General features: G+C 66.3%; 13 protein-coding genes. 6 read left to right on the top strand and 7 right to left on the bottom strand.

All coding sequences use genetic code 11. The features are described from left to right. Positions 1 to 5: 5 nt before the first annotated feature. Positions 6 to 416 (bottom strand): metallopeptidase family protein, encoded by a 411-nt coding sequence (locus ACFOOR_RS07070; protein WP_343164947.1) that lies wholly within the window; start codon positions 414 to 416, stop codon positions 6 to 8. A 56-nt stretch (positions 417 to 472) separates the two neighbouring features. Here ACFOOR_RS07070 and ACFOOR_RS07065 point away from each other — a divergent pair, with 56 nt between their 5' ends. Further along, positions 473 to 922, top strand: coding sequence for an MmcB family DNA repair protein (locus tag ACFOOR_RS07065; protein ID WP_343164948.1), 450 nt, complete (start codon positions 473 to 475; stop codon positions 920 to 922). Here ACFOOR_RS07065 and ACFOOR_RS07060 read toward each other — a convergent pair. From ACFOOR_RS07060 to ACFOOR_RS07050, 3 genes are read right to left on the bottom strand one after another with little or no spacing between them, the layout of a single operon-like run. Then, positions 919 to 1,596 (bottom strand): DJ-1/PfpI family protein, encoded by a 678-nt coding sequence (locus ACFOOR_RS07060; RefSeq protein ID WP_343164949.1) that lies wholly within the window; start codon positions 1,594 to 1,596, stop codon positions 919 to 921. The genes ACFOOR_RS07065 and ACFOOR_RS07060 overlap by 4 nt on opposite strands. A gap of 24 nt (positions 1,597 to 1,620) precedes the next feature. Beyond that, positions 1,621 to 2,175: an ActR/PrrA/RegA family redox response regulator transcription factor gene (locus tag ACFOOR_RS07055; RefSeq protein ID WP_343164950.1), complete on the bottom strand. Its 555-nt coding sequence runs from the start codon at positions 2,173 to 2,175 to the stop codon at positions 1,621 to 1,623. A 38-nt stretch (positions 2,176 to 2,213) separates the two neighbouring features. Then, positions 2,214 to 3,539, bottom strand: a complete 1,326-nt coding sequence (locus tag ACFOOR_RS07050; protein ID WP_343164951.1) for an ActS/PrrB/RegB family redox-sensitive histidine kinase — start codon at positions 3,537 to 3,539, stop codon at positions 2,214 to 2,216. A 101-nt stretch (positions 3,540 to 3,640) separates the two neighbouring features. Here ACFOOR_RS07050 and ACFOOR_RS07045 point away from each other — a divergent pair, with 101 nt between their 5' ends. Then, entirely contained in the window at positions 3,641 to 4,282 is a 642-nt protein-coding gene (locus tag ACFOOR_RS07045) for an SCO family protein (RefSeq protein ID WP_343164952.1), read from the top strand. Positions 4,283 to 4,332: 50 nt separating this feature from the next. Then, positions 4,333 to 5,586 (top strand): polyhydroxyalkanoate depolymerase, encoded by a 1,254-nt coding sequence (locus tag ACFOOR_RS07040; protein WP_343164953.1) that lies wholly within the window; start codon positions 4,333 to 4,335, stop codon positions 5,584 to 5,586. Between the two features lie 80 nt (positions 5,587 to 5,666). Here the strand turns inward: ACFOOR_RS07040 and ACFOOR_RS07035 are convergent, their stop codons facing one another. Next, the gene (locus tag ACFOOR_RS07035; protein ID WP_343164954.1) at positions 5,667 to 7,325 is read right to left on the bottom strand and encodes a hypothetical protein; all 1,659 of its coding nucleotides are present in this window, start codon (positions 7,323 to 7,325) and stop codon (positions 5,667 to 5,669) included. A 108-nt stretch (positions 7,326 to 7,433) separates the two neighbouring features. Continuing rightward, a complete protein-coding gene (locus ACFOOR_RS07030) occupies positions 7,434 to 9,419 on the bottom strand; it encodes a transglycosylase domain-containing protein (protein WP_343164955.1) in 1,986 nt (661 codons plus the stop codon). Positions 9,420 to 9,580: 161 nt separating this feature from the next. Between ACFOOR_RS07030 and ACFOOR_RS07025 the strand changes: the two genes are divergently transcribed. Both ACFOOR_RS07025 and ACFOOR_RS07020 read left to right on the top strand, forming a co-directional pair. Then, the gene (locus ACFOOR_RS07025) at positions 9,581 to 9,781 is read left to right on the top strand and encodes a hypothetical protein (protein ID WP_343164956.1); all 201 of its coding nucleotides are present in this window, start codon (positions 9,581 to 9,583) and stop codon (positions 9,779 to 9,781) included. Between the two features lie 80 nt (positions 9,782 to 9,861). Then, entirely contained in the window at positions 9,862 to 10,149 is a 288-nt protein-coding gene (locus tag ACFOOR_RS07020) for a hypothetical protein (RefSeq protein ID WP_343164957.1), read from the top strand. Between the two features lie 145 nt (positions 10,150 to 10,294). Here the strand turns inward: ACFOOR_RS07020 and ACFOOR_RS07015 are convergent, their stop codons facing one another. Next, complete coding sequence (locus tag ACFOOR_RS07015) at positions 10,295 to 10,834, bottom strand: hypothetical protein (RefSeq protein WP_343164958.1); 540 nt, start codon at positions 10,832 to 10,834, stop codon at positions 10,295 to 10,297. 61 nt (positions 10,835 to 10,895) lie between these two features. Between ACFOOR_RS07015 and ACFOOR_RS07010 the strand changes: the two genes are divergently transcribed. Next, a partial coding sequence (locus ACFOOR_RS07010) for a glycerophosphodiester phosphodiesterase family protein (RefSeq protein ID WP_380214136.1) occupies positions 10,896 to 11,868 on the top strand: 973 nt, incomplete at its 3' end.

The raw sequence follows: 11,868 nt of genomic DNA, 5'->3' as shown, positions 1-11,868 counted from the left end.
GCGCGCTACGCCTCGTCCTCGATGCGGTGCATGTCGTCATCGCTGAGGCCGAAATGGTGGCCGATCTCGTGCACCAGGACATGGGTGATGAGATCGGTCAGCTTCACATCGCCGCGGTCCTGCCATTCGGCGAGGATCGGCTTGCGGTAGAGCCAGACCTGGTCGGGCAGTGTCGCGCTGTCGAGGGTCGATTTCTGCGACAGGTCGACGCCGTGATAGAGTCCGGTCAGCTCGTAGGGGTCGTCCATCCCGAAATAGTCGAGCGTTTCCTGTTCCGCAAAGTCGTCGACGCGGATCACCACGCTGCCGCACATTTCCCGGAAGCCGGCCGGCATGGCCTGCCAGGCCTGTTCGGCGAGGGCGGCGAATTCGTCGAGCGAGGGCATGGGTGTGTGCTGGATCATCGTCCCGCGCATGTAGGGCGTGAAACGCCGGCTTGCATCCTGAACGAAGAGGGAACAAAATCAGCGCCATGAGCCTCGATGCCTTCGCGTCCGCCGCCAATCCGGCAATCGACGATGCCCGCCAACTGATGCGCGGCGCGGCGCGGCTGCTCTACGACCACGGCTACAATGCCATTCCGGAGTTTTCGCTGGCGTCGTCGCGGCGCGCCGACCTGTTCGCGGTCGGGCCGAAGGGCGAGATCACCATTGTCGAGATCAAGTCCGGGATTGCCGATTTCCGTGCCGACAACAAGTGGCATGAATACCGGGATTATTGCGACCGGCTGTATTTCGCCGTGTCGGCGCGCTTCCCGCGCGACATCCTGCCCGAAGATGCCGGCCTGATCGTTGCGGACGGGTTCGGCGCGGCGATCCTCCGGGAATCCCCGCACCATCCGCTGGCCGGGGCGCGGCGCAAGGCGGTGACGCTGCGCTTCGCGCGCTGCGCGGCGGAGCGGCTGATGCGGCTCGACGTCTAGCCGAGCGCGGCGGCGAGGGCGGCTTCGAAGTCCGCCACCCGGCCGGCATAGCGGCGTTCGCAGATCTCCAGCGTTTCCGGCTGCGCCCGGTCGGGCGCGCCGCTGTCGAAGGGCGGGGCCGGGTCGTATTCGATGCCGAGCTGGATCGCCCGGGCGACGCTTTCGCCGGCGATTTCCGCCGTGATCGTCAGGGCGAAGTCGATCCCGGCGGTCACGCCGCCGCCGGTGAAGAGATTGCCGTCGCGCACGACGCGCGCCTTCACCGGCTCCGCGCCGACCCGCGCGAGATGGGAATGCCAGGCCCAGTGCGTGGTGGCGCGCTTGCCTTTCAACAGACCCGCCGCCCCCAGAATGAAGGCACCGGTGCACACCGAGGTGACATAACGGGCACCTTCGGCCTGACGCTTCACGAAGGCGATGGTGTCCGCGTCCTGCATCGCCTGGTCGATGCCGAAGCCGCCGGGCACGCACAGCATGTCGAGCTTCGGGCAGTCATTGAAATCGGTATCCGCCAGCAGGAAAGGACCGCAATCGGTCTCGACCGGGCCTTTCGTCTTGGCGACGAGATGAAGTTTCGCGCCCGGCAGGCGGGCGAGCACCTGCAGTGGCCCGGTGAAGTCGAGCTGGGTCAGATTGGGGAAGAGCAGGAAGCCGATATGGAAGGGCTCGGCCATGATCGCGCTCCAGAAATGCAGTGGTTAGCGTGGTGCGCGCTTCGCCAGAATCCGCTGCAGGGTGCGGCGGTGCATGTTCAGGCGGCGGGCCGTTTCGGAAACATTGTGACCGCAGGATTCGTACACGCGCTGGATATGTTCCCACCGCACCCGGTCGGCGGACATCGGATTGTCGGGCGGGGGCGGGGCGTCGCCGCGATTGAGCAGCGCCTTGATCACGTCTTCGGCGTCGGCCGGCTTGGAGAGATAGTCGACCGCGCCGGACTTCACCGCCGCGACCGCGGTGGCGATATTGCCATAGCCGGTCAGCATGACGACGCGGCAATCGGCCCGCGATTCGTGCAGCGCCTTGACCACGTCGAGACCCGACCCGTCGTCGAGGCGCAAGTCGAGCACGGCAAAAGCGGGCGGGTTCCCTCTGGCGATCTCCAGCGCCTCGTCGACCGTGCCGACGGCGGAGACGATGAAGCCCCGCTGGGTCATGGCCCGCCCGAGGCGGGTCCGGAACGGCGCATCGTCATCGAGCACCAGAAGCGTGCGGTCTTCGGGAAGGTCGAGCGGTGCACCAGTGTCGGTCATGATCGAATCAAACTCTCATCCGTATGCGGGATGTCTATCTAGACCGCGTTTCCGGCAACTTCCACCCGCGAGCGAGGCCAGGTGACGGTAACCCGGGCGCCGCCAAGCGCAGAGTCGTTGGAGACGTGAACCGTGCCGCCGAGGCGCTCGTTGAGCGTGATCGCGATGAAGACGCCCAGCCCCAGCCCGCCGCCCGGTTCGCCGCGCCTTCGGCTGGAGATGTAGGGCTCGCCGATCTTTGACAGGATGTCGGGCGCGAAGCCCGGCCCGTCATCCTCGATGATCACGCCGACCCGTGCGTCGTCCCACCAGCCGGTGACATTGACCCTTGCGTCGGCGAATTCCACCGCATTCTCGATCAGATTGCCGACGCCGTAGAGCATTTCCTGCTGGCGGATGAGGACCGGGGGTTCGGCCCCTTCGCGCGGCAGGGCGAGTTTGATGACAATGGCCGTGCCGAGACCACGCAGCGGCGCGGAAATCTCTTCCAGCGCATCGTTCAGGGCGACGCGGTCGTGCATGGCGTCGCTCGCGTGACGCTGCTGCGACAGGCGTTTGAGAATGTCCCGGCAGCGTTCGGCCTGGCTGACGAGAAGTTCGGCATCCTCCTTCAGGACCGGATCGGTCGCGCCGCGCGCCAATTCCTTGGCGGTCAGCTGGATGGTGGCGAGCGGTGTGCCGAGTTCATGCGCGGCCGCTGCCGACAGCGCGCCGAGCGCCGAAAGGCGCTGCTCTCTGGCGAGAATGCCCTGGGTGGCGGTCAGGGCAGCGCCCATGCGCTGGGCTTCCTGCCCGATCCGCCAGGCATAGGCGGCGGTGAAGGCGATGGTGATGATCATCGCCGTGGCCATGCCGGCGAGATAGATGTCGGGCAGGCTGGGTGGTTCGCCCACTCCCCAGGGCAGGGGCCAGGCCGCAAACACCATCATCGCGCCGCCCGCCATGGCGATCGCCACCAGCGCGGCGGACCAGCGCGGCGGCAGGGCTGCGACCCCCACCGTGATCGGTGCGACCAGGAGAATCAGGAAGGGGTTGGACCAGCCGCCTGTCAGCGTGACCAGGCCGATCAGCTGGACCGCGTCATAGGCCAGCTGCCAGAAGGCTTCGCGGTCGGTTGCGAAGCGCTGCAGCGGGCGGGTCAGATGAAGACCGACATTGAGGCCGGCGCTGGCCATGATGAAGGCGGCGCAGAACAGGATCGGCAGGTCGAAGCCGAAGCCGAAGAAGACGGTGAGGATGGCGACGCTCTGGCCGAGTACGGCCAGCCAGCGCAGATTGACCAGCGAACGCAGGCGCAACCGGCCCAGCAAGGGGCCGCGGTCGGAGCCGGGCGGGGTCGATTCCCAATCGGTTTCGAAGCTCATGTCTGACCTATACCGCAATCAGGCATGGACGCGAGCGGAATGGAGTCATACCTTCCGCATCGTTTTGCTGCACTGCGGCGTAACGGGAGTTGCACTGCATCATGCCCTTTTCCCGGCAACCGGTCTGGATCTACGCGCTTCTGGCGGGCGTTGCGGCGCTGGCCATCATGTTCGGCGTCCTGATGCTGACCGGCACGCGCGACAGCGGTCCGATCGTGCGTACCAGCGGCCAGGCCCAGATCGGCGGCCCCTTCACCCTCGTCAACCAGGACGGGGAGACGGTGACCGATGCCGATTTCCGCGGCAAGGCGATGCTGATCTATTTCGGTTTCACCTATTGCCCGGACATCTGCCCCTTCTCGCTGCAGACGATGGACGCAGCGCTGGCCCAGCTCAGCGCAGCCGACCGGGCGCGGGTCCAGCCGATCCTGATCAGTGTCGATCCGCGGCGTGACACGTCCGAAGCGCTCGCGACCTATGTGCAGAGCGACGCCTTTCCCGACGGGCTGGTCGGGCTGACCGGTACGCCGGAGCAAATTGCCCAGGTGACGCAGGAATACCGCGTCATCTACCGCGAAACGGAGGAAGGCCAGGAGGATGACAGCTATCTCGTCGATCACACCTCCTTCATCTATCTGATGGATTTCGAAGGAGAATTCGTAACGGTTTTCAGCCACGGCCATACGCCGCAGGCGATTGCCGATACGCTTCAAGACTTCCTTGACCAGGAGCGGTCATCCTGACCGCCGGTTAGCCCGCATTCTCGCCCCCGAACGGGGCGCAGGGAGGATTCATGCTCTACAGCATGCACGAAATGACACGGTTGGCGCTGACGCCCTGGCGGGCGGCGGCGAATGCCTCGCGCCGGGTGCTGCGCGCGCCGTGGAACCCGGTCGGCGAGACCTTCGCCGGCCGCGCTGCGGCCGCAGCGGCGGACCTGTTCGAGTCGGTGACGCGCCGCTATGGCAAGCCGGACTGGATGCTGCCCACCACCGAAATCGACGGCCAGACCGTCAAGGTGACACCCGAGACGGTGTGGTCGAGCCCGTGGTGCGACCTCGTCCATTTCGCACGCGAGGGCGCGAAACCGGGAGATCCGAAAATTCTCCTGGTCGCACCGATGTCTGGCCACTACGCGACGCTGCTGCGTGGCACGGTCGAGACCTTCCTGCCAAACCACGAAGTCTACATCACCGACTGGATCGATGCGCGCATGGTGCCGCTCACCGAAGGCCGGTTCGATGTCAGCGACTATATCGACCATGTCCGCCAGATGATCACCGAGACCGGCGCCGATACGCATGTCGTGGCGGTGTGCCAGCCCGGCCCGCTGGTTCTGGCCGCGGTGTCGCTGATGGCCGAGGACAAGGATCCGGCGCGCCCGGCGAGCATGACCTTCATGGGCTCGCCGATCGACGCCCGGAAATCCCCGACCGTGCCGAACAAGCTGGCCGAGGAAAAGCCGTTCGAATGGTTCGAGAACAATGTGATCCACACCGTGCCGCCACCCTATCCGGGCGCGCTGCGGCGGGTCTATCCGGGCTTCCTGCAGCTTGCCGGCTTCATGAACATGAACTGGGACAAGCATGTGGACGCCCACTGGCAGTATTTCTCCGACCTCGTCGAGGGCGACGGCGAGCCGGTGGAGAAGCATCGCGAATTCTACGACGAGTATCTCGCCGTGATGGATCTGACCGAGGAATTCTACCTGCAGACGATCAGGCTGATCTTCCAGGAGCATGCGCTGCCGCGCGGCGAGCTGATGCATCGCGGCCGCCTGGTCAATCCCGCGGCGATCACGGACGTGGCGCTGATGACCGTCGAGGGCGAGCGCGACGACATTTCCGGGATCGGCCAGACCCAGGCGGCGCACGATCTGTGCGTCAACATTCCCGAGGCGATGCGCGTCGACTGGGTGCAGCCGAAGGTCGGCCATTACGGCGTCTTCAACGGCAGCCGCTTCCGTGCCGAGATCGCGCCGCGCATGGGCGCCTTCTTCCGTGAGCACGCCAGTTCGGGCGGCACGGGCAAGACGAAGGCGGCCTGACCGCGTCTTCCCCGGCCTGAAACGGAAAAAGCCCCGGCGGAACCCGCCGGGGCTATTTCATTGGTGACTTTCCGTATCGCCTATTCCGCAGCCGGTTCGGCGGACACGGTGATGCCATAGGCGTCGAAGTCGAACGCACCGGTTTCGCCGGCCCGGACCAGCGTGCCGATCGAGATCGGTTCTTCCGGTTCGACAGCGATGGTGATGGTGCCGCCCTCGTTGATGAAGGAGACGAGCGCTTCGGACAGCTGGGAGACCAGCGGCCGCGGCACTTCGGCGGGCACGCCCATGAGTCCCAGCGAAATCATGGCGCCGGCCTGCTGGCGCAGCTCGTCCTTGGACATGCCCTGGGCCGCGGACCCGGCGGTCAGCGCCCGGTCGAGCAGGGAATGGTCCTCGAGGCGGATGACGAGGCGGTTGATCATCAGCGGATCGAATATCGCCATCATGTCCTCGCCGTCCAAATCACCCGGCTGCATGGCGGTCGACAGGCGCATCGCCTCGCGGGCATAGGCCATGTAGCCCGCCAGGTCGCTTTCCGCCTCGATCCGGAATCCGTCGGTCATCTCGAAATAGTTCTCGCCGCGCGAATAGACCCGGTCGTCATCGAGGTCATAAACGGCCTCGCTGCCACCCTGCAGTTCGATCTGCTGGTAGCCGAGCATGCCGAGGCCGAGCGCCAGTTGCGCGCCGAAGGCCTGTTCGGTGTTCGGCCGCACGACCAGCGGCGTCATGTTCGACGTCATGACGACTTCGCCCGCGCGCTCGTCGATTGCGGCGGACAGGGAGTCCATGTTGACGATGACGCCGCCGATATTGGCGTCGAGCCCGGTGAAGCGGAAGCTGTCATAGGCATCGAACGGATTGTAGCTGTCGATGTCGACGGCCCCGGCTTCCTCGACCAGCGCTTCGCCGGCCTGGGATGCCATTTCGGCGGCGATGCCGCGATTCACGCCGTCGATCATCGACGGCCCGATATTCTCAATCACCATCTCGTCGAAGCCGAAACGGATTTCACCCGCTTCCGGGTCGGTGCCGGCAAAGCCGAAACCCGACAGTTCGAACCGGCCGAGCCGGTCGCCCTGGTAGTCCGACATGGCGAAGCGGGCGAGGGTGAACTCGAAATCCTCGTCGGCGTTCGGAGACGCCATGTTCAGCCCTTCGAAGGCGAAATTGTCGAAGCGATAGCTGGCGAAGTCGGGGTCCTCGTCCTCGTCGGGCTCCACGCCGGAGAAGCCGCGCGCAAAGTCCGCAACCATGGCGGCGTTCGGGTTTTCCAGCAGCAGGCGGGTGAAACCGCCTTCCGACGTTTCGCCCTCTTCGCCGACGAAAGTCGCGTTCTCGATCGACAGGCGGTCGAAGATGACATCGCCATCATCGTCAAAGCGCGGTGCGGCGACGATCATGCGTTCGGCGCGGACGGCGTCGAAATCCACATCGCTGCCGGAGTCGAGTTCGATCGCATTTCCATCCTCATCGGTCAGCGCCGCTTCTGCGTCGTCATCGTCCGGTGTGGTGTCTGCGAAGACCACGTCGGTGAAGGTGTAGACACCGTCGTCGAAGGTTCGTTCACCCCAGGAGACCGCCCCCTCTCCTGAAGTGGCGAGATGAAGCGCCGCGAGCGCGGAGGCCGCCGTCGCCTCGTCGACTTCGGTGGTTGTGCCCTGCGATTCATTGCCGCCGCATGCGGCAACAAGCACGGCGATCGCGGCGCTGGTGGTGAGTTGTGCTAGACGCATTCAATTCCCCTGTCTCTGGTGTTCCGGTCCGGGCTGTGCCCAATGTGTTTTCATACTAAACGGTAATGATGACAGGCGTCTGCCCCCGAATCAGGGGAAAGTCGGCGCCTAGTTCCCGCCCGCGAGCCGGGACAGGAAGGACGAGATCGGATCGTTGCGCTCCTCGTCGTCCTCGTCGTCCTCGTCGGGCAGGTCGGGCTGCCAGCGCGGCTGGGCCGGCAGGGGTTCAACCGGGGCCGCTTCGGCGAAGGCACGGAAGATCAGGGCCGGGGGGCCGCCGCCCGCGGCGCGTTCGGTCGGGCTGAAATCGTCATTCCCGACCCAGATCGCCGTCGTCATGCCGTCGACATAGCCAGCGAACCAGGCATCGCGGTTGTCGTTGGTCGTGCCGGTCTTGCCGCCGGTGATGCGGCCGGGAAGACCGGCCGCCCGGCCGGTGCCATAACTGACCACGCCGCTCATCAGTTCACGCATCCAGGTCAGGGTGCGGGCATCGAGCACGACCGGGCCGGGCGTGTCGTCATTGACATAGAGGACGTCGCCGGCCGCCGTCTCGATGCCGCGAATGGCATAGGGGTCGGCGCGCAGTCCGCCATTGGCGAAGGCGGTATAGGCGCCGGCCAGCTCGATCGGCGTCACCTCGAAGGCCCCGAGCGCCATGGAGGGGTCGAGCCGGATCTCGCTGTCGATGCCAAGACGGCGGGCGAGGGCGGCGATATGCCCGCGGCCGGTTTCTTCAGCCACGCGGACTGCCACGACATTCGAGGAGTCGATGAAGGCGTCACGCAGCGTGATCGGACCGGCATAGCGGCCGGAATAATTCTCCGGCGACCAGTTGCCGTAGGAGACCGGCAGGTCGTCACGCACGTCATCGGGAGTCAGACCGCCCTCGAAGGCGGCGGCGTAGACGAACGCCTTGAACGAGGAGCCGGGCTGGCGGCGGGCGAGGACGGCCCGGTTGTATTGCGAGGCGGCATAGTCGCGTCCGCCGACCATGGCGCGTACCGCGCCGTCGGGGGCGAGGGCGACCATCGCGCCCTGGGTTGCGCCGCGGGCGGTGTCGGGATTGTCGAGAACGCCGCGCAAGGCCGCCTCGGCGGCGCGCTGGGCGTCGACGTCGAGCGTGGTGCGCACGACCAGGTCGGCGCGCGGATCGCCGGACAATTCGCGCGCCTGGCCAGCAATCCAGTCGACGAAATAGCCGGCGCCCGGACTCGAAGCCTCGCGGGCGACCCGGATCGGTGTTTCCGCCGCGGCCAGGCGTTCTTCCTCGGTGATGCGTCCGGTCTCGTACATCAGGTCGAGCACGACGGTCGCGCGTGCGGCGGCGCGGCCGAGATCGTTGGCCGGGCTGTATCGCGAGGGGGCTTTCAGCAGGCCCGCGAGCAGAGCGGCTTCGCCGAGCGAAACCTCGGTGGCGCTGCGCCCGAAATAGCGCTGGGCGGCGGCCTCGACGCCGTATGTGCCGGCGCCGAAATAGACCCGGTCGAGATAGAGGGCGAGAATCTCGTCCTTGGTGAAGCGCGCCTCGAGCTGGAAGGCGAGGATCATCTCCTGAACCTTCCGGACAAGCGTGCGGTCGCTGGTCAGGAAGAGGTTCTTGGCCAGCTGCTGGGTAATGGTCGAACCGCCCTGAACAACCTGACCGGCGCGGATATTGGCCCACAGGGCGCGGAGCGTGCCCCGTAGATCGACACCATGATGCTGGTAGAAACGGCGGTCCTCGACCGCGAGCACCGCATCGACCAGATAGGGCGGCAATTCGTCGATGCTCAGCGCCCGGCCGTGGCTGGCGCCTCGGCGGGCGATGACCCGGTCCTCGTGATCGAGGAAGACGATGCCGCCGACGCGCGCGGGATCGGTGTCGAGCGTGTCGATCGAGGGCAGGTCGCGGGCGATCGCGACGAGCCAGGCCGATCCGGCGAGAAAAGCGATGATGAAGACGGACAGGAGCGGGCGGACGAGGCGTTTCCAGCCCGATCCGTCGGCGGACTTGCGGGCGCGGCGGCGCGGCGGTTCCGGGCGGTATCCCGGCACGCGTCTTTCGGGCGGATCGCGCCGCCAGGGCGGCGGCGGTGGGCGCCGGTCGGTCATGTCTCTCTTCCCCTCCGGTCCGGAAACCGTCCATTCCGGAAGTTCATTATCCGCTTACCGTGATCGCCGAGCGGCGTTAAGGCGGCGTGAATGTGTCACACCCGCCCTTGCGGCAGCGGCTTTTTGCCCCGAATGTGCACGCTGTCCTCTTGGGGGTTGTCATGTCTCAGCGTATTCGCCGGGCGGGTGCCGCCGGCGTCCTGCTTCTCGCTTCCGTGATCCTGGCCGGGTGTCTCACGCCCTATGAAGGCCGGCCGTCGACCTGTGACGGCGATCCGAACCATCCGAACTGGCCCTATTGCCACGGCGCGGAACCGGGCGGCTCGCAGCCGCGCGACTTCCCCGACCGGATCGGGGGATGATGAACGCCGCCTGACCATCGCCGTCAGGATGGGATCACGCAGGTGCTGGCAAGGTCGCTCCAACACAGGGGAGGTTTGCCATGTTCATCAGTCCGGAACTCGAAATCGCCGCCGTCTCGGGCGCCGCCGCGCTGGTCATCGGCGGGGCCGTGGCGCTGTTCGGTCACCGTGCGGTGCTGGCCGCGGCATGGCGGGCCGGCCGCCTGATCGCAAGGCGGCGCCTGTATTCCAGCATCGTGCTCGGGGCGCTGGCCTCGGGCGGTCTTGTGGCGGCGAATGCGACCGGTCTCGAGCCGGCCGCCGCGGGCGATGCCTTCAGCTTCTTCCAGAACAATCTTGCCGAGGCGCTGCACGCGCTGGGTGGGTAGGGGTTCCTGTTTTCCTCCCCCGTTCACGGGGGAGGGGGACCACGAAGTGGTGGAGGGGGGAGGCCCGGGGTCCCCATGAAAATGGGGACCTGAAGCGTGCACCCGGTTTCGGATTCCCGCGTTCGCGGGAACCCCTGATGTAAAATCAAGCCGCAGGCGGTTCGGTCTCGGTGTGGGTGAAGTCGAAGCCGATATCGCGGCCGCCATAGCTGCCGCTCTCGAAATGGTCGGCGGCTTCCTTGAAATGATTGGTCAGATGCGCGTAGAGCGCATCGAAGAACTCCCCCAGGCGCTCCGGCGTCAGCGGCAGGCGGAAATCGAAGTCCGGACCGCCGGCAATGGCGACATCGAGATCCGGTCCCTGCTTGGCCGCACTCACGACGACCCGGATCCAGTCGCCGGTGTGCGTGACCCGGACGGCCAAACCGAAACTGATCGGGGCCAGCGGCAGGAAGCCCTTGCCCGATACCGAGAAGGCGCCGGAGCCGTAATTCTGCGGCAGCCAGGCCCCCTCCGGCGGCACCAGCCACACGCATTTCTTGCGGTCGCCGAGATATTTGCAGAAACCCTCCGCGAGCTGTTCGGCGAGCGAGCGGATCAGGGCGTAGTTCTCCAGACTGGCTTCACCATAGCGGCTGGCGATATCCGCGAGGCGGTCGAAACGGGTCGGTGACTCTGCGGACATTTCTGGCTCCCTGTGACGGCGAATGCAGGCTAGTCTGTGACCGCTCGGAAGGGGACCCCGCATGCACAGATTTGCACCGACAATGTTGGCCGCCGCCGTGTCCGCGATGGTTGCGGGCTGTTCGGCCCCGGAGGCGGACGCACCGGTCACAAGCATCTGGAACACGCTCGACGGTACGGCCCCGCTTGTGATCGCCCATCGCGGCGCATCGGGGGAACGGCCCGAGCACACGATCGCTGCCTATATGCTGGCGATCGAGCAGGGTGCGGACGTGATCGAACCGGACCTCGTCGTGACGGCGGACGGGGTGCTGGTGGCGCGCCACGATGCCTATCTGTCAACGACGACGAATGTCGACGCGCATCCCGAATTTGCCGACCGCCGGCGCGAACTGTTCGGCATGAGCGACTGGTGGGTCCAGGACTTCACGCTGGAGGAGTTGCGCACATTGCGCGCCATCCAGCCACAGGAGGGGCGCTCGCGGTCCCATGACGGGGTCTTCATGGTGCCGACCTTCGAGGAGATTCTCGATCTGGTCGAGGAACAGGAAGCGGCCTGCGGCTGCACGATCGCGATCGAGCCGGAAGTGAAGCACCCCGCGGAATTCACCGAAATGGGTCTTGATCCGTTGCCGCTGCTGCTGACCGCGCTGCGGGACCGCGATCTCGACCGGGCCGATGCGGCGGTGGTCGTGCAGTCCTTCGACGCGACGTTCCTGCAACGGATGGACGCGCAAAGCGATGTCCGCCTGGCGATGCTGTATGCCGGTCCCGACGATCCGGAGGGAAATGCCGGCGGCCTGCCGATGGAGGCGATCGCGCTGTTTGCCGATGCCGTCGGTCCCTACAAGGGGCTGTTGTTCAATGCGGACGGGGCGTCATCGGGCTATGTCGAGGCGGCGCACGCGCTGGGGCTCGCCGTGCACACCTGGACGGTGCGCGACGACCGCGAACCGGTGATCGGCGTCTCGGTCGAGGAGGAAATCAGGGCGCTTTATGCGCTGGGCGTCGACGGGGTGTTCACCGACTTCCCGG

Source organism: Hyphobacterium vulgare (genome assembly GCF_042643335.1).
Classification (GTDB): Bacteria; Pseudomonadota; Alphaproteobacteria; order Caulobacterales; family Maricaulaceae; genus Hyphobacterium; species Hyphobacterium vulgare.
The sequence above is the reverse complement of the archived record's forward strand: the minus strand, read 5'-3'. Positions and strand labels throughout refer to the sequence as shown.